General features: G+C 61.9%; 20 protein-coding genes. 10 read left to right on the top strand and 10 right to left on the bottom strand.

The annotated features are described in order from the left end of the window. Positions 1-108: 108 nt before the first annotated feature. From J1G37_RS10495 to J1G37_RS10510, 4 genes are all read left to right on the top strand, one after another. Positions 109-1,692 carry a BCCT family transporter gene (locus J1G37_RS10495; protein WP_207041543.1) on the top strand — a complete coding sequence of 528 codons (1,584 nt, stop codon included), beginning with the start codon at positions 109-111 and terminating at the stop codon, positions 1,690-1,692. A gap of 84 nt (positions 1,693-1,776) precedes the next feature. After that, positions 1,777-3,786 carry a CocE/NonD family hydrolase gene (locus J1G37_RS10500; protein WP_207041545.1) on the top strand — a complete coding sequence of 670 codons (2,010 nt, stop codon included), beginning with the start codon at positions 1,777-1,779 and terminating at the stop codon, positions 3,784-3,786. 83 nt (positions 3,787-3,869) lie between these two features. Then, positions 3,870-4,805: a LysR substrate-binding domain-containing protein gene (locus J1G37_RS10505; protein WP_207041547.1), complete on the top strand. Its 936-nt coding sequence runs from the start codon at positions 3,870-3,872 to the stop codon at positions 4,803-4,805. 6 nt (positions 4,806-4,811) lie between these two features. Continuing rightward, entirely contained in the window at positions 4,812-6,083 is a 1,272-nt protein-coding gene (locus J1G37_RS10510; RefSeq protein WP_207041549.1) for an MFS transporter, read from the top strand. A gap of 197 nt (positions 6,084-6,280) precedes the next feature. On the opposite strand, the gene J1G37_RS10515 is transcribed toward J1G37_RS10510, so the two are convergent. After that, positions 6,281-7,783: an MFS transporter gene (locus tag J1G37_RS10515; protein WP_207041551.1), complete on the bottom strand. Its 1,503-nt coding sequence runs from the start codon at positions 7,781-7,783 to the stop codon at positions 6,281-6,283. Between the two features lie 113 nt (positions 7,784-7,896). On the opposite strand from J1G37_RS10515, the gene J1G37_RS10520 reads away from it, so the two are divergent. After that, positions 7,897-8,790, top strand: coding sequence for a LysR family transcriptional regulator (locus tag J1G37_RS10520; protein ID WP_124525264.1), 894 nt, complete (start codon positions 7,897-7,899; stop codon positions 8,788-8,790). On the opposite strand, the gene J1G37_RS10525 is transcribed toward J1G37_RS10520, so the two are convergent. Both J1G37_RS10525 and J1G37_RS10530 read right to left on the bottom strand, forming a co-directional pair. Continuing rightward, entirely contained in the window at positions 8,787-9,953 is a 1,167-nt protein-coding gene (locus tag J1G37_RS10525) for a catalase family protein (protein WP_207041553.1), read from the bottom strand. The two genes, J1G37_RS10520 and J1G37_RS10525, sit on opposite strands and share 4 nt — an antisense overlap. After that, complete coding sequence (locus tag J1G37_RS10530; RefSeq protein ID WP_207041555.1) at positions 9,950-11,758, bottom strand: di-heme-cytochrome C peroxidase; 1,809 nt, start codon at positions 11,756-11,758, stop codon at positions 9,950-9,952. The genes J1G37_RS10525 and J1G37_RS10530 overlap by 4 nt, the downstream gene beginning before the upstream one ends. Positions 11,759-12,004: 246 nt before the next feature. On the opposite strand from J1G37_RS10530, the gene J1G37_RS10535 reads away from it, so the two are divergent. From J1G37_RS10535 to J1G37_RS10550, 4 genes are all read left to right on the top strand, one after another. After that, positions 12,005-12,745 (top strand): FKBP-type peptidyl-prolyl cis-trans isomerase, encoded by a 741-nt coding sequence (locus J1G37_RS10535; RefSeq protein ID WP_207041557.1) that lies wholly within the window; start codon positions 12,005-12,007, stop codon positions 12,743-12,745. Between the two features lie 410 nt (positions 12,746-13,155). Next, positions 13,156-13,614, top strand: a complete 459-nt coding sequence (locus J1G37_RS10540) for a YkvA family protein (protein ID WP_017734808.1) — start codon at positions 13,156-13,158, stop codon at positions 13,612-13,614. A gap of 92 nt (positions 13,615-13,706) precedes the next feature. Then, positions 13,707-14,048, top strand: coding sequence for a helix-turn-helix transcriptional regulator (locus J1G37_RS10545; protein WP_207041559.1), 342 nt, complete (start codon positions 13,707-13,709; stop codon positions 14,046-14,048). After that, a complete protein-coding gene (locus J1G37_RS10550) occupies positions 14,045-14,416 on the top strand; it encodes a hypothetical protein (RefSeq protein ID WP_005786715.1) in 372 nt (123 codons plus the stop codon). Before J1G37_RS10545 ends, J1G37_RS10550 begins: the two co-directional genes overlap by 4 nt. Here J1G37_RS10550 and J1G37_RS10555 read toward each other — a convergent pair. Together J1G37_RS10555 and J1G37_RS10560 are read right to left on the bottom strand one after the other, a co-directional pair. After that, a complete protein-coding gene (locus J1G37_RS10555) occupies positions 14,413-16,179 on the bottom strand; it encodes a bifunctional diguanylate cyclase/phosphodiesterase (RefSeq protein ID WP_207041561.1) in 1,767 nt (588 codons plus the stop codon). The genes J1G37_RS10550 and J1G37_RS10555 overlap by 4 nt on opposite strands. Before the next feature lie 118 nt (positions 16,180-16,297). Next, a complete protein-coding gene (locus J1G37_RS10560; protein ID WP_177325310.1) occupies positions 16,298-18,379 on the bottom strand; it encodes a carboxy terminal-processing peptidase in 2,082 nt (693 codons plus the stop codon). Positions 18,380-18,517: 138 nt separating this feature from the next. Here J1G37_RS10560 and J1G37_RS10565 point away from each other — a divergent pair, with 138 nt between their 5' ends. After that, entirely contained in the window at positions 18,518-19,480 is a 963-nt protein-coding gene (locus J1G37_RS10565) for a zinc-binding dehydrogenase (protein ID WP_207041563.1), read from the top strand. Between the two features lie 145 nt (positions 19,481-19,625). On the opposite strand, the gene J1G37_RS10570 is transcribed toward J1G37_RS10565, so the two are convergent. The 5 genes from J1G37_RS10570 to J1G37_RS10590 all read right to left on the bottom strand — a co-directional run. Next, positions 19,626-20,279, bottom strand: a complete 654-nt coding sequence (locus tag J1G37_RS10570) for an HAD family hydrolase (protein ID WP_207041564.1) — start codon at positions 20,277-20,279, stop codon at positions 19,626-19,628. A gap of 30 nt (positions 20,280-20,309) precedes the next feature. Beyond that, positions 20,310-21,299, bottom strand: coding sequence for an ABC transporter ATP-binding protein (locus J1G37_RS10575; protein WP_207041565.1), 990 nt, complete (start codon positions 21,297-21,299; stop codon positions 20,310-20,312). Continuing rightward, complete coding sequence (locus J1G37_RS10580) at positions 21,296-22,096, bottom strand: ABC transporter permease (protein WP_017734815.1); 801 nt, start codon at positions 22,094-22,096, stop codon at positions 21,296-21,298. Before J1G37_RS10580 ends, J1G37_RS10575 begins: the two co-directional genes overlap by 4 nt. Further along, on the bottom strand, positions 22,083-22,919 hold the full coding sequence (locus J1G37_RS10585; RefSeq protein WP_207041566.1) for an ABC transporter permease subunit: 837 nt from the start codon (positions 22,917-22,919) through the stop codon (positions 22,083-22,085). The genes J1G37_RS10580 and J1G37_RS10585 overlap by 14 nt, the downstream gene beginning before the upstream one ends. Further along, the coding region (locus tag J1G37_RS10590) for an alkaline phosphatase family protein (RefSeq protein WP_207041567.1) at positions 22,916-23,590 on the bottom strand (675 nt) is incomplete at its 5' end. The genes J1G37_RS10585 and J1G37_RS10590, both read right to left, overlap by 4 nt.

Consider the following 23,590-nt stretch of genomic DNA (forward strand, 5'->3'; position numbering starts at 1 on the left):
GCGAAGACTTCCAGGCGAGCTACCGGCAGCAGGACGCTGCGGTGCCCGCTCTCTAACAATGGCCTTTCAAGGCGATAAAAAAATAGTCTGCAAGGGGAACGGCACTCCATGAAATATCCACTGCGTCCGTTGGTGTTCTGGCCAACTTTCCTGATTCTGCTGGCGGCGGTGATCGCCAGCTATATCGACCTGAATGCGTTCCTTGCGGTGAGCAAGCAGCTCAATAATCTGATCCTGAAAAACTTCTCCTGGCTGTTCAGTGCCGGCTCGTTTGCCATGGTGGTGTTGACCGCGATTGTCTACTTTTCGGCACTGGGCAAAGTGCGCATCGGCGGCGAAGACGCCCAGCCGTTGCTGAGCAAATGGCGCTGGTTCATGGTGGCGCTGTGCACCACGCTGGCGGTCGGTGTGTTGTTCTGGACCACCGCCGAACCGCTCTACCACCTGTACGGCCCGCCCACCAGCCTGCCGATTGAAGCGGGCAGCTCGGCGGCGAAAAGCTTTGCGATGTCGACGATGTTCCTGCACTGGACCATCACCCCGTACGCCATCTACCTGGTGCCGTCCCTGGTATTTGCGCTGGTGTTCTACAACCGCCGCAGCAACTTCTCGATTGGCGCGATGCTCGAACCCTTGCTGGGCGCGGCGCGGGTCAAGCGCTACGCCGGGCTGATCGACACCTTGGCAATGTTCGCGCTGGTGGCCGGCATGGCCTCGTCCCTGGGCACGGGCGCACTGACCCTGGCCGGCGGCCTGAGCCAATACATCGGCGGCGAAACCACGCCGTTCCGTTTGGCGATCATCATCGCGATCATCGTCATCACCTTTGTCGCCTCGGCCGCCAGCGGCCTGCAAAAAGGCATCGTGATGCTGTCCTCGTTCAACACCTGGATCATGCTGGCCCTGGGGTTGTTCGTGCTGCTGTGCGGGCCAACCCTGTACATGTTCAGCCTCGGCGTCGAATCCCTCGGCGTGTACCTCGACACCTTCTTCAGCCGCAGCCTGTTCACCGGCGCTGCCAGTGGCGACACCTGGCCGCAGAGTTGGACGGTGTTCTACTGGTCGGTGTGGTTTGCCTGGGCGCCGGTGAGTGCGCTGTTCCTCGGCAAGATCGGCCGCGGCTACACCGTGCGTGAGTTCATCCACATCAACATGCTGTTTCCGGCGCTGTTCACGGCGGTGTGGATCTGCATCTTCTCCGGCACCAGCCTGTACTTCGATGCGCTCGGCGATGGCAGCCTCAACCGCGTGCTCAACGAGCAGGGCGTGGAGCACGTGCTGTACCAGATGTTTCAGCAACTGCCGGCCAGCGGGTTGATGATCGCGTTCCTGCTGTTTGTCGCCTTCATCTCGTTTGTCACTGCGGCGGACTCCAGCACCGACGTGATCGCCAACCTGTGCAGCAAGGGCGTGACCGCCGATTCCGACCTCGACGGCAACCCGATGCTGAAGATTGTCTGGGGCGTGATCATCGGTACGGTGTCGTGGGTGATGGTGTCGTTTATCGGCATCGACGGGGTGAAGATGCTCTCCAATCTCGGCGGTTTGCCGGGGATGATCCTGGTGCTGCTGGCCAGTACCTCGCTGATCTTCTGGCTGAAAAACCCGGCGCTGCTCGATGTGAAAAACCTCAAGCCGGCCACCGATCCCGAGCTGCGCGGTGCCAGCCCCGTCGCCGAGTTCGCCCGCTAAATCCAGAAACCTGTGTGTCTCCTCACGCGCTCCCCAGAGAGCGCGGGGGAGCCGTTTGTTCGCAATAAAAGTGTGGAGTTACCGATGGAAACCGTTACCGAATTTGCCTACACGGTCCGTGAAATCGAACACTGCCTGATCCCCCTGAAGGACGGCACCCAACTGGCCGCGCGCATCTGGCTGCCGGAAGTCGCCGGCCTGCAAACCTTCCCGGCGATCCTTGAATACCTGCCGTACCGCAAGCGCGACGGCACCGCTGTGCGGGATGCGCTGACCCACCCATGGATGGCCGGGCAAGGCTATGTGTGCGTGCGTGTGGACATGCGCGGCAACGGCGAATCCCAAGGGTTGATGGCCGACGAATACCTGTTGCAGGAACAGGACGACGCCCTCGAAGTCATCGACTGGCTGTGCCAGCAGCCTTGGTGCGACGGCAACGTCGGCATGATGGGTATCTCCTGGGGCGGCTTCAACGGCCTGCAAGTCGCGGCGCGCCAGCCCGAGGCGCTGAAGGCGATCATCACCCTGTGTTCCACCGATGACCGCTTCGCCGACGACATCCATTACAAGGGCGGTAACCTGCTGATGGAGAACTTCGGCTGGGCCGCGACCATGCTCAACTTCAGCGCCGCCGTGCCCGATCCACTGCTGGTCGGCGATGAATGGAAAACCCTCTGGCAGCAACGCCTGGACGCCATGCCGCTGCTCGCCGAAACCTGGCTGCACCACCAGACCCGCGATGATTACTGGCGCCACGGCTCGGTGTGCGAGGACTATTCGCAGATCAAGGCGGCGGTGTATGCGGTGGGCGGCTGGGGCGATGCCTACCGCAACACGGTCTCACGGCTGATGGAACACCTGCCGGGGCCGAAGAAAGCCATGATCGGCCCATGGATTCACAAATACCCACACTTCGCCGTGCCGAATCCGGCCATCGGCTTCTTGCAAGAGGCCAAGCGCTGGTGGGATCACTGGCTGAAAGGCATCGATAATGGGGTGATGGATGACGCAGCCTGCACCTTTTACTTACAGGATGTTCTGCCACCACAGGGCAGCTACGCCGAGCGACCAGGCATCTGGGTGCAGACGGCGGGGTGGCCTGATCCGCAGGTGCAATGGACCGATTTCAGCCTTGGTGCCGACGGTCTCAACCCCGGCGCAGCACCCTTGGCCGCCGCGCGCAGTATCTGTTCGCCGTTGACCACCGGCCTGCACCAGGGCGAATACTGTGCCATCTGGTTTGGCCCCGACGGCCCTACGGATCAGCGCCGTGATGATGCCAATTCGCTGTGTTTCGACTCCCAGCCGCTGAGCGAACCCCTCGCGTTGCTTGGCGATGCGCGCCTCACATTGCGCCTGGCCAGTGACACCGCCTGTGGGCAACTGGTCGCACGCCTGAATGCCATCGCGCCGGACGGGCAGGTCACGCAGATCAGTTACGGCGTGCTCAATCTCACGCTTCGTGAGGACTTTTCCCATGTTTCACCCGTAGTCCCCGGTGAGGCAATGGACGTGCAATTAAACCTCGACCACATCGGCACGCGCATCCCGGCCGGCTACCGTTTGCGCCTGGCCCTGAGCACCGCGAGTTTCCCGTTGCTGTGGCCGAGTCGCGAACTGACCACCCTGACCGTGTTGCCCGGCCTGCAAAGCCTGCAACTGCCGGTGTTTACCGGTGAGGCGGTGGCGTGCCCGTTCGAAGCGCCGCAAGCCGCCACCCCGGTCGCCATGGAAGTGCTGCGCGCCGCTGCGCCGAAGCGCACCTTGATCGAAGACGTGGGCAGTGGCGAGGTCTGCGTGAAGATCGAAGACGACCTGGGCTCCGTGCGTTTTACCGACCACGGCCTGGCGGTCGACCAGCGTTGCACCGAGCAATACCGCACCTTGCCCTGGGACCCGTTGTCCACCCGCGCCGATATCGAGTGGCACTACCGGGTTGGCCGCGATGAATGGAAGGTTGAGGTGGAAAGCCGCCTGAGCGTGAGCGCCGACGCCGAGTGGTTCTACGTCGAAGCCGAGCAGGTTGCCTGGGAAAATGGCCAGTTGGAACATCGCCGCCAGTGGAGCAAACGCGTGGCCAGGGTCGCGCTGTGAGTGAGCAACTGGCAGGATGCCTGCCAACGTGATCTCTGCGGGCCCGGGGCAACCCGGGCCTGTCTCTGCCATTGGAATCCTTCATGTCGCGCCGAAACGTCGATCTTCCTCCGCTCAATTGCTTGCAGACCTTCGAAGCGGCCGCCCGTCATTTGAGCTTTACCCAGGCTGCCCATGAACTGAACCTGACCCAAAGCGCGGTCAGCCGCCAGGTCAAACGCCTGGAGGAAGATCTCGCCCGCCCCTTGTTTTATCGCTTGGCCCAGGGCCTTAGCCTCACGCCGGCCGGGGTGCGCTATTTCCGCACGATCCAGCGTCTACTGCGCGAACTCGACCGTGAATCCGCCGAGTTGCGCCGGCGCGGTGCCGACCGCCAGTTGACCCTGGCCAGCACGCCGACCATCAGTTCCATCTGGCTGGCCGGCTTGCTGCCGGACTTCCAGCGCGAACACCCGGACCTGGACATCCGCATCCTGTGCAGCGAAAGCCCCAGCCACCTGGATGTCAGCGAATATGACCTGGGCCTGTTCTACCACCTCGACGAACTGCCCGCGCCCCACGGCCTGGAGCTGTCGCCGGTGTTCGACAACGAACAGGTCATCACCGTGTGCAGCCCGGCTTATATAGAGCGCCACGGCCCGATTCACGACGTGCAACACCTGCTGCACGGCCACACCTTGCTGATCGTCGAAGACCACTACCACGACTGGCTGACCTGGACCGACTGGTTCGCCGACGCCGACGCCCACTATCACACCCCGCGCCATGCGTTGCGCACCAACAGCTATCAACTGTTGATGCAGTCGGCGGTGATGGGGCACGGCGTAGCCCTCGGCTGGAAGAGCCTGCTCGCCGGCGAACTGGACGCCGGGCGCCTGCAAATGGCCTTGCCCCACACCATGCACAGCCGTGGTCGCCTGCACCTGATGCAACCCCATCACCGCAACCCGCCCTCGGCGGCGCGCAGTTTTCGCCAATGGTTGCTGGCCCATGCCAGCCGCCTGAACAACCCTCTCTGAGCCATCATGAACCTGACTTTCCTGACCTTTCCCGCGCTGTACAGCGCGACCATTCTGATGCTCACCGGCAACGGCCTGTTTTTCAGTTTTATCGGCCTGCGCCTGAGCAGCGAGGGTATCAACGAGGTCTGGATCGGTGCGCTGACGGCGGCGTATTACGGCGGCATGGTGTGTGGCGCCAAGTTTGGCCACCGCATGATTGCCGGGGTCGGGCATGTGCGTTCGTATGTGGCGTGCGCCGGCGTCGCCACCATCATCGTGCTGCTGCATGTGCTGTTCGAGCAGTTGGAATTCTGGTTGGCGCTGCGTTTTGTGATGGGCCTGGTGATGATGAACCAGTACATGGTCATCGAAAGCTGGCTCAACGAGCAGGCGGAAAACAACCAGCGCGGCGCGGTGTTCGCCGGGTACATGGTGGCGGTGTCGCTGGGCCTGATGCTGGGGCAGGGCGTGTTGATCTGGCGCCCGGAGCTGGATTTCAAGCCGCTGATCATCGTCGCGATCTGCTTTGCCGCGTGCCTGTTGCCGGTGACCATGACCAAGCGCCTGCACCCGGCCAAGCTGGTAGCGGCGCCGCTGGAAGTGGGGTTTTTCTGGCGACGGGTGCCCCAGGCGCTGACCACGGTGTTTGTCACCGGCCTGATGGTCGGCGCGTTCTATGCGCTGGCCCCGGTGTTCGCCACGCGCAACGGCTTGAGCACCGCCGAGGCCAGTACCTTTGTCGCGGTGTCGATTTTTGCCGGGCTGTGCGGCCAGTGGCCCATCGGCTGGCTGTCGGACCGCATTGATCGCTCGCGCTTGATTCGCGCGTGCGCCCTGGCCTTGGGCTTGGTGGTGATTCCGCTGTGGGGCCTGGTGCAACTGCCCTATGCACTGCTGCTGGTGTTCGGTTTTCTCAGCGGCTTGCTGCTGTTCACCCTCTACCCGTTGGCGGTGGCGCTGGCCAATGACAACGTCGAACAACCGCGACGTGTGCCGTTGAGCGCGATGATGCTGGCCACCCACGGCATCGGTGCCAGCCTGGGGCCGATGCTCAGCGGCGCGTTGATGAACAGCTACGGGCACGGCGCGTTCTACATGCTGTTCTCGGCCTGCGCGCTGCTATTGATCTGGCGGGTGCAGCCGAAAAAAGTCACCGGCGAATACCTCGTCGAAGGCGCGCCGTTGCATCACGTGGCCATGCCTGAACATCCGATGGGGGCCGTGCTCGACCCACGGGTGGATGAGATCCCCGAGGAGCTGGTGATCAGCGAACCGACGCCCGATACCAAAGCCTGACGGCTACTTGGCTTTTTTCTTGCGCGGCTGGCGCGTGGCCAGGTGCTCGAAGCAAAAGGCGGCGGTGCCGAAGACGGCGATCAGGGTCAGTACGAGCATGCCGAGGGTTGAACTTTCCACGGTGAATTCCTACGTGATGGAGTAGGTGTTCACCGTAGAGGTGCGGTGAAAGTGCCTCAATAGAGGCGACGCAATCCTTACGGCGCCGGGTTGATTGTTACGCAGTCTTTACGCCGTTCAGGCTCTTGGCGCCCGAGGAAGAGATAGACGATCACCGCCGTCAGCGCGGTGAACACCGCCAGCACTTGCAACAAGGTATTGAACCCGGCGGTGTAGGCTGCGCGCAGTGTCGCTGTGGGAATTTGCCCCGTCTGTTGCAGATCACCCATGACCAGGTGTTGCGCCACCCGTGACAGCGCTTCCGGCGCCAGGCTGCTGTCGAGGCTCAAGTGATGGGCCACCAGCGCACTCAACACCGCCACGGTAATCGCCAGCGCCACGCCTTCGCCGGCCACGCGGGTGGTGTTGAAAATCCCCGCCGCCATGCCCGCTTGTTCCTTGGGTACCACGCTGATCGACAGGCCATCCATCAAGCCCCACGGCACCGCCGTGCCCAAGCCGATCAGCAGCAGGGCGGCAATCAGTTGACCGTGTGCGTCGGCGGGGAGGGTACTCAACTGATAAAGGCCAGCGGCGGCAAGCAAAAACCCTACGGTGCACAGGCGCCCGGCCGACACCCAGCGGGTCAAAGACGCCGCCAGCATCGGCACCAGCAACATGGGGGCTGACAAGGCGAGCATGCGCAGCCCCGCGTCGAAGGCACTGAGGCCTTCGACGCCGATAAAGCGGATCGGCAGCAGCACCACCAACACGATAAAGCAGTAGCAGGTGCCGATTGGCAGGATCTGCACGCCGACAAAGCGCGGAAAACGCAACAGCCGCAGCTCCAGCATCGGCTGTTTGGCGCGTGTTTCCACCCAGGCAAACACCCCGGCGAGCGCCACCGACACAACGAGCAATGCCTGGATCAACGGCGCGTTCCAGCCGCGCCCCGGGGCGAGGATCACGGCGCTGGTGAAGGCGATCAACAAAGCCGAGAACGCCAGTACACCGGGTATATCCAGATGCTGGGCGTGCGGATTGCGGCTTTCGCGCAGGTTCGGCACGGCAAACACCAGGGACACCAGCGCCAGCAGCGCGGTAAACAGAAAGATCCCGCGCCAGCCCATCCACTCGATCAGCACCCCCGACAGCAGCGGCCCGAACGCCAGGCCGACGCCAAACGTGGTGCCCAGCAGGCTGAACGCCCGCGTGCGCGCATGGCCGTCGAACTCCTGCGCCAGCGCGGCCGTCCCGCCGGCCAACGCGGCAGCAGCGGCGATGCCTTGGGCGCCGCGCAGCAGGTCCAGCCAGAATACGCTGGGCGCTACCGCCAGCAACAGGGAGACGCCGGCAAACAAGCCCATGCCACCAATGAACAAACGCTTGCGCCCATAGCGGTCGGCGAGGGTGCCTGCGGCCATCAGCAAGCTGCCGAAACTGAGCATGAACGCATTGGTGATCCACGTCAGTTCAGTGGGTGTGGCGTCAAAGGCCCGGCCAATGAACGGCGTGGCCACGGCGCCGCCGGTAAAACTCATCGGCAAGACCAGTGCGGCCAGGCAAATCGCCGCGAGGATGGTGTAGCGATGGGGGTGCATGGCATCCGTCCTTTATCGTCCAGTTGAAGTCCTGATTAATCTATTCAGGATGCAATCGTAGATAAACAGGCTTACCTTCCACTGATAGCGGACAAAAAGGACGTAATGGATCAATGGACAGCCTGGGTGGTGTGATTTCCTTCGTTAAAACGGCAGAGGCCCTCAGTTTTGTCGCGGCGGCGCGGAGCCTGGGGATTTCGGCGTCGGCAGTCGGTAAAAACGTCGCCAAGCTGGAAGCGTCGCTGAATGTACGGCTGCTGCAGCGCAGCACGCGTAAAGTCAGCCTGACGGCGGAGGGGCAATTGTTTTACGAGCGCTGTCGCAAAATCCTCGATGACTTGCAGGACGCGCAGGCCATGCTCTCCCATGTGGTCCAGCAACCCCGTGGCAAGTTGCGGGTGAGTTTGCCCACCATTGGTTATCGCTTCCTGATGCCGCACATGGCGGCGTTCCGCAGCGCTTACCCGGAGGTTGAGCTGGAGCTGGATTTCAACGACCTGCTGGTGGATGTGATCGAGGAGGGTATCGATGTGGCGATCCGCAGCGGCGGCCTGGCGGATTCGAAATTGATGGCGCGCCGGTTGGGGCCGTTCAGGTTTCTGCTATGTGCGTCGCCGGCGTATTTCCAGCGCCATGGCCGGCCGTTGGTGGTGAAGGATCTGGAACACCACGCCTGCCTGCGTTACCGGTTTGCCACCACCGGCAAAATCATGGACTGGACCCTGGCCGCCGACCCCGCATTCACCGGGCTAAGCCTGCCCACCGCAATGACCCTGAACAATATGGAAGCCATGCTCATGGCCGCCGTCGATGGGCACGGCATTGCCTTTGTCCCGGACTTTCTCGCCCGCGAGGCCTTGGCCCAGGGGCGCCTGCACAGCGTGTTGGATGAGCAGTGCAGCGATCAGGGACAGTTTTGGGCGTTGTGGCCGTCCAGCCGTCACCTGTCGCCGAAAATCCGCGTGTTCGTGGACTTTATTGCCGAGCGCCTGTTCCCCTCGAATTAAGGCGCGTTGCGGCTGTGGCGGTAATCGCTGACAGCCTCGTAGACCGCTTTGCGCAACCGGTTGATGCCGCCGATGGGACGGTGTTCTGCAACGCCGAACCACGGGTTGAAGGACTGGTTGTCGCACGCCAGGTTCTGCTCGGGGGTGTCGAAATCCTGCGCCGGAATGCGAATTTTCGCCACGGTCTCGTAGGGCGCGTCGCTCTCTTTCCATTCGATGCTGGTGTCTTCGATCGGCATGAACTTCTGTGGGTTTTGCCGCTGGATCTGCAACACAAAACAGGCCGCGACGCGGTCGGTGGACAGTTGCTGATTCAACGCGCTGCGCAGGAAGTTCGGCAGGTCCTGGTTCTGTTTCGGCAGGACGTATTGCGGGCAGCTTTGCGGATCGGGTGCGACGCGGAACTTGGCATTCGCCGCGCCGAACTTGTAGGGCGAGACGGAAAAATACGTGGTCTGCGTCGGGCTGGCCGGTGCGGGCGCCAGGGTGGCCAGGGCGATAAACAGGTGCCGCACTTGCCAACTGCGCGGGTCGACCTTGGGGAAGAACGCCAGCACCTTTTTACCATCCGCCTGGGCGCCGATGTTCTGCGCGTATTCCGCCACATCGCTGACAAAAAAGTTCGGGTGGCTGAACATCACGAAGTCTTGTTCGCTGCGGCTTTGCTGGTCGGCCAACAGTTGCTTGCCCGGCACATCCAGCAGCTTGAGCGCCATGCCGCGCGCATCGCGGATGCTGTCGAATTGCGGGTAGGCGTTGCCGTTGGACAAGCGCATCGTCGCCTGCCAGGTCTTGCCCGGTTCGGCGAACACGCCTTGGCGCAGCGCCGGGTCGAGGCCCGCCAGCACGCTGACTTCGGCCTTCACGCAGCCATGGGCCTTGGCGTGGGCATCGCGCAGATAGCGCGTGCCTTCGCGGTGCTGGTCAACGATGCGCACCGCGGTCTGGATGATGCCTTGGGTCATGGCGGCTTCGCCTGCCGGAATCTGCTCATCCGGCGACACCGGGCCACTGTGTTGCCAGGCGTACCAGGCGCTGGCACCCAGCCAGCCGAGCAGGCCGAGGCCCACCAGCCACAGGAGCGTCTTGCCGAGAAAGGCGCCGATGCGCAGCCACAGGCGCGCGAGCAGGGAAGGGCGGTCGTAGGGGGATCGAATCATCATGGCAGTTGTTGCTCCAGCGGGCCGCCCAGCACTTTGAGGTATTCCAGCAGCGCCCAGCGTTCCTGTGGCAGCAAGCCACGGCCGATGACGCCATTGCCACGCTGGCCGGCACGGAATTCGTGGCCGCTGTTGTGGTTGCCGGTGATTTTGGTATCGAACAGGAAGGCATTCTTGAACGCGCCGGTCTGAAAGCCCAGGTGGCGCGGGTCGTAGTCGAAGGTGCCTTTATAGAAGGTGGTGCTGCGTTCGTCCTGGGGCGACAGCAATTGGTAGATCGTCGGCACCGAGCCGTTGTGCAGGAACGGCGGCGTGGCCCACACACCGGCCAGTGGCCGTGCCTTGTAGGCGCGCAACTCGCGCACGCCGATGGGCAGGCCGTAGCCGTCCAGGCGCGGACGCTCGGCCGGAGTGACGCCGGCGGCGCGGTAGGCGTGTTCTTCGACGAAGGCGGTGACGTAGGCCAGGCCCTTGGCCACGGACATTTTTTTCAGGTCCAGGGGTTCGCTCGGCGTGGGGTGCAGTTGCACATTCAGCTGGGCCAGTTCGGCCGGGTCCCATTGCAGGGCGCTGAGGTCGTAGCGCTGGTCGGCGATGTTGTTGGCGGTGCCGGGGTCGGTGCCGATGTAGTCCACCGGGAGCATTTTCAGTTGCTGCACCGGGCGGCCGTTTTCCTCGGTGACGCTGGGCACATGGCAGCCGGCGCAGTTTTCGGCGAAGAGTGCGCGGCCTTGGGCGGCGAGGGGCTTGTCCACCGCGCCGAACAGGTCTTCGGGCCAGGTCGGTGGCTTGAGGCGTTGCAGGGTTTCTTCGATCAGGTTGAGGTCACGCACGCGCACGCTGGAGGGATAGCGCGCGTCGCCTTGCAGGGGTTGGCCGGCGCTGTCGAAAAAGCTCAGGGTGGCACCGACGCCGAGGGCTTCGCCGATATTGCGTGCCATGGGTTGCTGGGCCGAACCGTTCCATTGCACCCAGTCGAAGGTCCAGATATCCCACAACTGTGGGTAGTCCACTGGTGCGTTGGCGATGCGATAGTTCTCTGGGGAGATCGCGTCGCCGAAGCTGGCATTGGCGATGCGGCCGAACGCGTCGGTCCGGCCGGGGCCTTCCTGGGTGGGGTAGAGGCCGCGGTGGGTGTCGTTCCAGGCGACTTTGAGGAAGGTGTTCAGCGACTGCTTGAAGTCCTGGCGCAGTTGGCTGTGCTCGGCGTCGTAGCGATCGCCCAAGACCTGGCGGGCGAAACGCTCGAATTTCCACGGGTTGTAATAGGTGGCGGTGAGGCTGGCGACCAGGGCTTGGCCGAAGCTGCCACCGCGCAGGGTCGGTACGCTGGACGGCAGCACATGCTGGGCCGAACCGCCGTCGATGCGCAGGGCCTGGCCGTTGAAATGCAGCTCGCCGGTGTGGCAGGCGGCGCAGGTGATGTCCAGGTATTCGGCACGGTTGCCGTCATTCTTGTGACGGGCGAAACCCACCGGCAGGTTGCCGGGGTTTTGCGCGGTGGCGACTTGCTTGGGGTCCACCAGGAAGCCGAAGCGTGCCAGGTACTCGGGCGTGGCGAAACGCTGCTCGGAAAACGGCAGTTCGAGGGCGGTGAACCAGTCGTAGTGCAGGCCTTTGACCTGGGTGCCCTGGGGCGTGAAGTAATAGGTCTGGCGGTCGGCAGCGCTCCATTGATTGCCATAGTGCACCTGCTGCACGGCCACGTAGTCCGGCAGCCTGGGGTTGACGATGTAATAGAGCACCACGGCCAGGATCAGCCCCAGTGCCGCGAGAATCAGCAGGAAAACACGGGAAAAAATGCGCAAGATAACTATCCTTGTCGAGTTGTCGCGTTGTTATGCCACTACGCCACAGGTGCGGCAAGTGGCCATGAGCCCGGAACAGGCGGTCCCGCGATCCTTCGCGGGCCCTCATCATGAATGAAAATGCTTTTAAACACGTGAACTTATCGCAAGTTTGTGGCTCACATGCCGGTAGCCATTGGTCGTGGCCGCCTGATAAGCTCGCGACTTTATTCGAATGCCCTTTAGGCGCATGAACAAGGAAATAGCATGAAACAGCATCGGTTGGCGGCGGCGGTGGCCCTGGTTAGCCTGGTACTTGCGGGTTGTGATTCGCAGACCAGCGTAGAGCTGAAAACCCCGGCGCAGAAAGCTTCCTACGGCATCGGCCTGAACATGGGCAAGAGCCTTGCCCAAGAAGGCATGGATGACCTGGACTCCAAAGCAGTAGCCCAAGGCATCGAAGACGCCGTCGGCAAGAAAGAGCAGAAGCTCAAAGACGACGAACTGGTTGAAGCGTTTGCCGCACTGCAAAAGCGTGCTGAAGAACGCATGACCAAGATGAGCCAAGAGTCGGCAACCGCCGGCAAGAAGTTCCTCGAAGACAACGCCAAGAAAGACGGCGTCGTTACCACCGCTTCCGGTCTGCAGTACAAGATCACCAAGAAAGCCGACGGCGCACAGCCTAAGCCGACTGACGTGGTGACTGTTCACTACACCGGCAAGCTCACCAACGGCACCACCTTTGACAGCTCCGTGGATCGCGGTAGCCCGATCGACCTGCCGGTCAGCGGTGTGATCCCGGGTTGGGTCGAAGGCCTGCAACTGATGCACGTGGGCGAGAAGGTCGAGCTGTACATTCCTTCCGACCTGGCCTACGGCGAGCAGAGCCCGAGCCCGGCGATTCCAGCCAACTCGGTGCTGGTATTCGACCTGGAACTGCTGGCCATCAAGGACCCAGCCAAGGCTGAAGCCCCTGAGGCACCTGCTGCACCAGCCGCCAAGAAGTAATCGGCGCCTGAACACACAACGCCCCGTCTCGACGGGGCGTTGTTGTTTCTGCGAGGTGCATATTTATCCCTGTGGGAGCGGGCTTGCTCGCGAAAGCGGTGGGTCAGACAATATATCTGTGACTGACAGACCGCATTCGCGAGCAAGCCCGCTCCCACATCAAAGCCACCGGCAGATCCGAGCGAACGTCTGCAGCGGGCAACAGTCTGATATAACGTCCCGGTGTGGGTAGTCGCACAGCAACATCAAGTCAATGAAATATTGGGTTTTTTTTATGTGCGCAAAAAATGCCCGATCTGACTGAAAGCCTTGTAATACGGGGCTTTCAGCCTGCAAAACAGGCTCTGTTCACAAGGTTATCCACAATTTGTGTGGATAACATTTCTGTTCGCCTGGAACTGGAGTGACCTATGAAACCACCCTTCAATTTCACCCGCTTCCTGCCCATGGCGGCACGTCTGCTGGGCCGTGGGCGTTTGCCTACGCTGCTCTTCGCGGTCGCCGCCAAGGGCTCAAGCCAGGGCAACCGCCTGGGCAAGCTCAAGGATGATCTCAAGTTGCTCCAGGCCTTGTGCCTGGCCTACTGGCGCGGCGAATACCGGGCCATCAGCCCCAAGGCCCTAATCTCAGTAGTGGCGGGCCTGATGTATTTCCTCAGCCCGATCGATGCGATCCCGGACTTTATCCCGATGTTTGGCATGCTCGACGACATTGCCGTGCTGGCATGGGTCATGAAGACCCTGGACGGCGAACTGAGCGCTTTTCGCGCCTGGCGTGAGGCACAGCGCCCGGAAAAGCTCGCGGTGGTTGAGCGGCTGCCTGCGACGCCTGCGCTGCTGGCCCGGGAAAACCCGCAAAAAAACCAATGATGGTTATATCCCCTACGACCTTTGTGACTGTTAGGATTACACTCCTAAGGAAAGAGCTTACTTAGTAAGTGTTGTTATCCTACGGGGCAGTCATGGATATTCAGATAATTTCACGCGATGGCGCACCCGAGTACGCGGTGTTGCCATGGGACCAGTACCAGGCGCTGCTAAAAGCTGCCGGTCAGCAACAACCTGCAGCACCTCCTCCTGTTTCTCCTGCCCAAGCCGCACCGGCCCAGGACTTGCGCCCGCTCGCAGACCTGCGCGGCTTGCGCGAAGCCAAGGGCCTGGCGATTGAGACGCTGGCCCGCACCGTGGGCATCAGCCCGTCGTACCTTGGATTGATCGAAAGTGGTGAACGCCAGCCGGATGCCGCGATCAGCCGCAGCCTGGCCTGGGAATTGGGCGTTGCAGGTTGGAGGGATGAATCTTGAGCCTACGTATCAGCCGTCAACACTGGGATGGGTTACTCAACGAACTGGACCAGGCGCGCCGCCAGCGCCATCTGCTGACGTACCGCGCGTTGCTGGAGCGCTTGCAGTTCCCCACGCCGGCCATGCAAACCCTGGCCGCCGCGCTGGAACACCTGGCGGCGCTGGACGCCAAGGCCGAGCAGCCGTTGCGCAGTTCGCTGGTGATCAGCCAGGGCGCCAGCCGCCTGCCGCGCACCGGCTTTTTTGAATGCGTGGAGCGCCTGGGGCGCTTCAGCGGGCCGTCCGACGGCGTGGCCGCCGCGTCCTGGCACGCGTCGGAAGTGGTGCGGGTGTTCGAGTACGAGTACCCGGAGTCGGCCGAGGCCTAGACCTGCGGCACTGCGTCCATGCTGTCGATCACGTGGATGCTGTAGCCGGCCACGTCCTTGGCATGGTGCTTGGCTTGCGACGCCAACTCTGCCAACTGGCTGGCATCGAGTTGTCCACAGGCCTGTGGATACAAATGCACCACGCCGATGGACAGCGACAACAAGGCAAACTCCTGGCGCACGCCCTGGCGGTTCAGTGCCACGAAGCAGCCGGCGTCAAGGTGCTCGGCGCGGTAGAAACGCCGACATTGGGTGTGGAAGTCATCCAGCAGTTGATTGAGGCGCTTGCGCCAATCCTGCGGCCCCAGCACCAGCAAAAAATCATCGCCGCCGATATGCCCGACAAAGTCGCGGCTGGGATCGACCCGATCGTTCAGGCACTGTGCCAGGCACAACAACACCTCATCCCCACGCCCGTAGCCGTAGATATCGTTGAACGGCTTGAAGCTGTCGATATCCACGTAGCAGATCACCGATTCGCGCTGCTGTTGCAGCAACCGCGTCAGGCATTGCTGGATCGGCACGTTGCCGGGTAGCAAGGTCAGCGGGTTGGCGTAGCGCGCCTGCTGGATTTTCAGCTCGGTGATCAGCTTGAGTACGTCGATCACCCGGCCAAGGCCCAGGTAATCGCCATTGAGGGTGATGATGAAGTCTTCTTCGATACGTTGCCGCGCGCGGCTGGTCAGCAGGCGGCTGACCTGTTGCAGCGACTGGCTCAACTCCACTGCGAGAAAATCGGTGCTCATCAAGCGGCTGATGGGCTTGCGCGCAAACAGGTCGGTGGCGAACGGCTTGAGCAGCGCGTCCGACAGCGAATGCCGGTGCACGATGCCCACCGGGTGGCCGCGCCCGTCCAGCACCGCCAGGGAGTTGAGGTTGGCTTGGCGGCGGAACGCTTCCAGGACCTGGGCGGTGGCGGTGTCCTGGTCCACCGCCGGTTGTTCGTTGAGCAGGGCGCTGAGGTCGCTGCCTTCGTCGCTCAGGGCCACGTTGGCGCTGTCGGGCTTGGGTAGCATCAGGCGCGCTTCCTGCGGCGGATGTTCCTGGGGGCGACAGAGCAGATAGCCTTGCACCAGGTCCACACCCATCTCGGTCAACACCGCCAGCTCTTCCGGCAACTCGATGCCTTCGGCGATCACCTGGGCGCGCGACGCCTTGGCGATTTGCAGGATCGAGCCGACAAACTCGCGCTTGAGTGCATCCTGATGAATGCCGTCGATAAAGTGCCGGTCAATCTTTACGTAATCCGGGCGCAGCTCCGACCACAAGCGCAGGCTGGAATAACCGGCGCCGAGGTCATCCAGGGCAATCGAAAAACCCATGTTGCGGTAGTGATGCAGCGCGGTTTGCAACAGGTCGAAATCGTCGGTGGGGGTCTGCTCGGTGAGTTCGATCACCACCTGGCTTGGCGCAATGCCATAGTCGCGCAGCAGTTGCAGGGTGCGCCCCGGCTGGTGCGCGGTCTCCATCAAGGATTCTGGCGAGACATTGAGGAACAGCATGCCCGGCAGCTTCTGTTCGCTGAAGCGCCGGCACGCGCTTTCGCGGCAGGCCATTTCCAATTCGCTGAGGCGCCCCGCCTGGCTGGCTACCGAGAACAGCGCGACGGGGGAGTGCAGCGGGCTGTTGGACGGGCCGCGGCTCAGGGCTTCATAGCCGAGGATGCGCCGTTCGGACAGGCAGATGATCGGTTGGAACAGGCTGTGCAAACTGCCTTGAGCCAGGATTGAGCCCAATGCATTCAGCTGTTCGGTCATGGTCATGGCGATCTCGATCGAAAAAAAAGGACCGCAGGCGGTAAGCCAGCGGTCCTTTATTTCACGACAGAATGATGTCTATATGATGACAGCTCGCGGAACGGTCACATTAAATTGCCATCATTTACTGCTTGGCCACCTGTTTGCTGATCTTCAGGTAGTCCAGCAGGATCCGGCCAGTCTCAGCCATGTAGGCGTCGTCTTCCGGCTTGGTTTTGTCCGCCTCGGTTGGCAGCGCGTCTTCATCTTCTTTCTTCAGCTCTTTGAGCGGGTCTTCGCCCTTGGCCTTGCGGCGAGCGTTTTCCAGCACCAGCTGTTGATTTTCGATGTCGGCATGCTGCTTGCGACGATCCACTTCGTTGAGGCTGACGGATTTTTCTTCCATCAGCTTCTTGGCCAGGGCCAGCTTGTCGCGGATAAACACGAACTCGGCATCCTTGGCGGAGCGCGTTTCGTGGTCAGCCTTCAACTGCGCCAGGAATGGCTTGAACGGGTCCGACGCCGGCTTGATCGCCGGGCGAATGGTGTCCCACGGCATGGCTTCCGGCAGGGCGCTTTCTCCGATTTCCTTGGTGTCGATGATCGACGGGAAATCGATGTCCGGCAGTACGCCCTGGTGCTGGGTGCTCTGCCCGGAAACCCGGTAGAACTTGGCCAGCGTCAGCTTCAGTTCGCCATGGTTCAGCGGCTGGATGGTCTGCACGGTGCCTTTGCCGAAGGTCTGGCCGCCGATGATCAGCGCGCGGTGATAATCCTGCATGGCACCGGCGAAAATCTCCGAAGCCGACGCCGAGAGGCGGTTGACCAGCAACGCCATCGGGCCTTTGTAGAAGGCACCCGGGTTTTCGTCTTCCAGCACGTCGACACGGCCGTCAGCGTTGCGTACCAACACGGTCGGGCCCTTGTCGATAAACAGACTGGTCAGCTCAGTGGCTTCCTGCAGGGAACCGCCGCCGTTGTTGCGCAGGTCGATGACCACGCCGTCGACTTTTTCCTTCTGCAGCTCTGTGAGGATTTTCTTCACGTCGCGGGTGGTGGACTTGTAGTCCGGGTCGCCAGCGCGGAAGGCCTTGAAGTCCAGGTAGAAGGCCGGGATCTCAATCACGCCCAGCTTGTAGTCCTTGCCATCCTGCTTGAGGTTGAGGACTTTTTTCTGCACAGCCTGGTCTTCGAGCTTCACCGCTTCACGGGTGATGGACACGATCTTGCTGGTCTGGTCGTTGGGCGCATTGGTGTGCGGAATCACTTCCAGGCGCACCACGCTGCCTTTCGGCCCACGGATCAGCTTGACCACTTCGTCCAGGCGCCAGCCGACCACATCGACCATCTCTTTGTCGGCCTGGGCCACACCGATGATCTTGTCAGCCGGAGCCACTTGCTTGGTCTTGTCCGCCGGGCCTGCCGGCACCAGACGCACGATCTTCACTTGGTCGTTGTCGCTTTGCAGGACGGCACCGATGCCTTCCAGGGACAGACTCATATTGATATCGAAATTTTCCGCGTTATCTGGCGACAGATAATTGGTGTGCGGATCGTAGGACATCGCAAAGGTGTTGATGTAAGCCTGGAAGATATCTTCGGCACGGGTCTGGTCCAGGCGTGCCAGTTGATTCTTGTAGCGCTTGGTCAGCAGTTCCTGGATCGCCTTGGGTTCTTTGCCGGCGATCTTCAGGCGCAGCACCTCGTCCTTGACGCGTTTGCGCCACAGGTCGTCGAGGGCGGCGGTGCTGGTCAGCCACGGGGCGTCCTTGCGGTCCACCAGAAGGGTTTCCTTCTCGGTGAAGTCGAGCTTGTCGACGCCTTTGTTCAGCTCGGCCAAGGCGAAATCCAGACGCGCTTTGACGCGGTCCAGGTAACGCTTGTAGATGGTGAAGCCGGGCTGCAGGTCGCCGCTCTTGAGGAAGTCGTCGAACTGCGTCTTCCACTTGTCGAACTCAGCGATATCGCTGGCAAGGAAGTAGCTGCGCGACGGGTCCAGCAGCTTGAGGTAGCTGTCGTAGATGATCACCGAGCGAGCGTCGTCGAGCGGCGGCTTGCTGTAGTGATGGCGCTTGAGCAACTCGACAACGTTAAGGCTGGCAATCACCTCATCGCGATCCGGCTGAAGGTTGTCCCAGCTGTTGGCTGCGAACGTATTGGTCGACATCGACGCGAAGCCGAGACCAATGAAAAGAGCGAGTGCGGTGCTGGGGAACAAATGCTTCATGCTGATTCGACGCGGGGGCAATTGATAACGCATATTAGGCCGTCTTTGAGGGAGCCGGTTCCATATGGTCCGGTCGCATAATGCAAAAAGCCCGGCGATACAGCTACGGGCTCAGTCCAGACTCACTATGGAGGCACTGTGAAAGCATTGCAAGGCGTTGACGGTCACGTGGCGTGGTTGGAAGAAGCCAGTCCTACCTGTGATGTAGGCCAAGTTCGCATTCGTGTGGCGGCAGCGGGCCTGAATCGCGCCGATTTATTACAGCGTGCGGGGCTCTATCCGCCGCCACCGGGTGCCAGCGCCGTGTTGGGCCTGGAGTGTTCCGGGGTGATCTGCGAAGTGGGCGCGGGCTCGTCCTGGCAAGTCGGCGACCGCGTCTGCGCGTTGCTGGCCGGCGGCGGGATGGCCGAAGAGGTGGTGGTGGACGCGCGCCATGTGCTGCCGGTGCCGGAAGGCTTGTCGCTGCTCGAAGCGGCCGCATTGCCTGAGGTGTACAGCACGGCGTGGCTGAACCTGTTCCAGCTGGCGGCCCTCAAGCCCGGTGAGAAAGTCTTGCTGCATGCCGGCGCCAGTGGCGTGGGCTCGGCGGCGATCCAGCTGTGCAAGGCGTTTGGCAGCCCGTGCTGGGTCAGCGTCGGCTCGGCCGAGCGCCTGGCCTACTGCGAGGCACTGGGTGCCCAGGGCGGGGTGGTGCGAACCGATGGAATAGAAGGGTTGCGGGATTTCGGCCCGTTCGATGTGATCCTCGACCCGGTGGGTGGCGACTATGCGGCGCTGGACCTCAAGCTGCTGGCCCTGGACGGTCGTTGGGTGTTGATCGGTTTGATGGGTGGGCGCGAGGCCAAGCTGGACCTGGCGCAAGTGCTGGGCAAGCGCGTGCAGTTGCTGGGCTCGACCTTGCGCAGCCGCAGTGATCAGTTCAAGGCGGATCTGCTCAGTGACTTGAGCCAGCATGTGTGGCCGTTGTTTGTTGAAGGACGCCTGAGCCCGCAATTGGCCAAGACGTTCCCGATCAAGGATGCCGAGGCGGCGTTTGCCGAGCTGGCGACCAACCAGATTTCCGGGAAGCTTGTGTTGGTGGTCGATGAAAGCCTGACCTGATTTCAACTTGAAATGCAGTCAATGTGGGAGCTGGCTTGCCTGCGATAGCGGTCCATCAGTGAAGAATTCTTCATCTGACACACCGCTATCGCAGGCAAGCCAGCTCCCACAGTTGATTGGGTTTTCAATTCAAGGGGGAGGGTGATCAGATCCAGTGGTGGATTGGCCAGCCGGCTTGCTCGGCATGGGCACGCAATACGGGGTCGGGGTTCACCACCTGCGGATGATCCACCTTCAACAACAACGGCAAGTCATTACGCGAATCCGAATAGAAATACGCCCCCTCCAACGTCTCATCTTCCTGCTCCAACCATTCCAGCAAGCGCGTGATCTTGCCCTCACGGTAAGTCAGCACCCCCACGGTACGCCCGCTGTACACGCCATGGCTGACGTCCAGCTCGATCCCCAACACTTCATCAATGCCGATCCGCGCCGCAATCGGCTTGACCAGGTGGACGCCGGACGCCGAGATCACGAGGATCCGGTCGCCATTGGCTCGATGGCGGGCGATGGTCTTGGTGGCGTCGCTGTAGATCAGCGGCTCGATCACGTCCTCGACCCACGGCTCCACCAGGTGTTCGATTTCCGCCGGGGTGCGGCCGATCATCGGCTCCAGGCTGAAGTCCATGAAGTCTTCCATCTTGAGTTCGCCCCGGCTGTAGGCGGCCATCAGCTCATGATTCTTGCGCATGAACGACTCCGGGTCCACCCAGCCCAGGCGGCCCATCTGCTCGCTCCACAGGGTGGCGCAGTCGCCGTGGATAAGGGTGTCGTCCAGATCGAAAATTACCAATGCCATCCGTCATGCTCTCTGAAATAAAACGTTGCGTCAGGCTACTTCACACAGGGCGCTTGGGTCGATGGAAAGTGCCAGGCGTTGCCCATCCGGGTGCAGGTCGTCGGCCGAGCGATTGAGCACGTCCACCACCAGTTCCACACCACGCGCTTCGATGCGGTAGCGGATCACGTTGCCCAACAGGCTGTGGCTGCGCACCAGCGCGTCCAGTTCGCCGTTGCGGCTCAGTTCGATGGCTTCCGGGCGAATGGCGATACGGCTGTTGATCGGGCGTTGCAGCAGCAGGCTGGCCTTGTCGGCGTCCAGCAGGTTGTAGTTGCCGATAAAACCGGCCGCGAACACATCCACCGGCGCGGTGTACAGCGTCTCGGCGTCGCCGCTCTGCACGATCTTGCCCTGGTTCATCAGGAAGATGCGGTCGGACATGGTCAGGGCTTCTTCCTGGTCATGGGTCACGAAGATCGTGGTCAGCCCCAGCTCGCGCTGGATCTGGCGGATCTGTTCACGCAGGTGCTTGCGAATCCGCGCATCCAGCGCCGACAGCGGCTCATCCAGCAACAGCAGGCGCGGGCGCGTCACCAGGGAGCGGGCGAGGGCCACGCGCTGGCATTGGCCGCCGGACATCTGGTGCGGGTAGCGGCCGGCGAGGTCCTTGAGTTCCACCAGTTGCAGCACTTCCTGCACGCGCTGGTGGCTGTCGTCGGCGTTGACCTTTTGCATGCGCAGGCCAAAGGCGACGTTTTGTTCCACGGTCATGTTGGGAAACAGTGCATAGCTCTGGAACACCATGCCGATGTGACGTTTCTGCGGGCTCAGTGGGACGATGTCCTGGCCATCCAGCAGGATTTTCCCACTGTCCACCGAGGTCAGCCCGGCGATGCAACGCAGCAGCGTGGACTTGCCGCAACCGGATGGGCCGAGGAGGGTGACGAACTCGCCCTTGGCGATCTCGCAGTTGATATCACTGAACACCGGCGTGCCGGCGTAGCCTTTTTGCAGGTGTTGGACGCTGACGAAGCTCATTGGCTTTTGTCCTTGTTCAAGATATTGGCGGCCCAGGTCAGCACCAGCACAAAGAAGAAGTAGGAAATCACGACGGCGCTGGTGAAGTGGCCGCTGCTGTTGCGCATGTTGTTGAGGTACACCTGCAGGGTCTCGTAGCGGGTGCCCACCAGAATGTTGGCAAACACGAACTCACCGAACAGGAACGAGAACGACAGCAGCAGCGCCACCATCAGGCCTTTGCGCAGGTTTGGCAGCACGACGAAGATCGCCGCCTGCCAGGTGCTGGCGCCGAGCAGTTGGGAGGCGTCCATCAGGTCGCGCAGGTTGATGGCTTGCAGGTTGTTGGTGATTGCCCGGTACATGAACGGCAACGCCACGGTGAAGTAGCAACCGATCAGGATCCACGGCGTGCCCACCATCGCCAACGGCCCGGAACCGTACAGTTGCAACAGGCCCACCGACGACACCACCGGCGGCACCGCGAAGGGCAGCAGGATCAGGATGTTCATCAGCGCGTCGAGCTTGGGGAAGTGGTAGTGCACCACAAACAGCAACGGCAGGATCAGCACCACCGACAGGATCAGCGCACCCACGCACACCAGCAACGACTGCCCGAAGGCCATCAGGAAGCGCGGGTCGCTCCACAGTTGCACGTACCATTTCACCGTAAAGCCGGCGGGCAGGATGGTCGCCGACCAACTGCTGGCGATGGAGTAAACGAAGGTGCCTACCAGCGGCAGCACGAGGATTGCAAACAACAGCCACACCACCACCCGATGGTAGAGGGCGGCCGGGCCGGCTTCAGCGCGAGACATGGTAGCTCCTCTTGAGCAGCAGTTGATGGACCACGGTGACCACGGTCATCAGCGCCACCAGCACCACGGCCAGGGCGCTGGCCATGTTCGGGTCGAGGGACACATCGCCGGACACCAGGCCCGCGATGCGGATCGGCAGCACGTTGAAGTTGCCGGTGGTCAACGCGTACACCGTGGCGTAGGCACCGAGGGCATTGGCCAGCAGGATCACAAAGGTGCCGAGCAAGGCCGGCGTGAGCACCGGCAAGCCGATATGCCGCCAGAACTGCCAGCCGTTCGCGCCGAGCAGCGCGGCCGACTCGCGCCAGTCTTCACGCAGCGCGTCAAAGGCCGGGTAGAGCAACAGCACGCCCAGCGGAATCTGGAAGTAGGTATAGAGGATGATCAAGCCGGTCTTGGAGTACAGGTTGAAGTCCTGAATGATCCCCGCTTGCTTGAGCATGATGGTGATGCTGCCGTTGAAACCCAGCAGGATGATGAACGCGAAAGCCAGGGGCACGCCGGCAAAGTTGCTGGTCATGTTGGCGAAGGCGGTGACGAAGTTGCGCAGCGGCGAGTCCACCCGGCGCAGCGAGTAACTGCCGAGCGTGGCGATGATGATGCCGAAGACGCTGGAGTAGAAACTGATTTCCAGGCTGTACTGGATCGCTTGCAGGTAGAACTTCGAGCTGAAGATGCGCACAAAATTTTCCACGCCCCAGCCGGCCTCTTCGGTTTGCAGGCTGTTGATCAGCACCCACACCAGCGGGGCAATTTCGAACACGATAAAGAACAATGCGAAGGGCACCAGGCACAACAGCGCCAGCCATTTGCCACGGGTCATTTCAACAGCTCCCGGCACACAGGTTTGTCGTGGGGCACGCCCAGCAGTTCGCAGACAGTGCCGCAGAGTTCGGTCTGTTTCGGCGCGGCGTTGGCGTCGAGGCTGAACGCGTCGCCGAGGACAAACAGCGGTACTTCGCGTTCCTCCGGCAACAGGCCATTGTGGGAACGGTCGTTGTTCATGCCATGGTCGGCGGTGACCAGCACCTGGTAGCCGGCGTCGAGCCAGGCTTGCAGGTAGTCGGCGAGGATGATATCGGCCGAGCGCGCGCTGTTGCGGTATTGCGCAGTGTCGAGGCCGTACTTGTGGCCGGCGTCGTCGATGTTCATCGGGTGCACCACGAGGAAGTTCGGCGCGTGTGTGCGGCGCAGGCTTTCGGCGTCGGCAAACAGGTGGGAATCCGGGTAGTGGTCATTCCAGTAGAAATGCCCGTGCTGGATCGCCAGCGCCTTGTCGTCGGTATGACGATCACGGGCGGCGAGGAAGGGCGTGCGGTTATACAACTCGCTGACCCAGTGGTAAGCCGCCGCCGCCGTGGTGAGGCCGGCGTCGGTGGCGTAATGGAAAATGCTGCGCTGGTTGGACAGGCGCGAGACATTGTTGTGCACGATGCCGCTGTGGATCGGTGGCACGCCGGTGAGGATGCATTCATACAGCGGGCGGGACAGGGC

Origin of the sequence: Pseudomonas sp. Marseille-Q1929, assembly GCF_017316265.1 — a bacterium.
Classification (GTDB): domain Bacteria; phylum Pseudomonadota; class Gammaproteobacteria; order Pseudomonadales; family Pseudomonadaceae; genus Aquipseudomonas.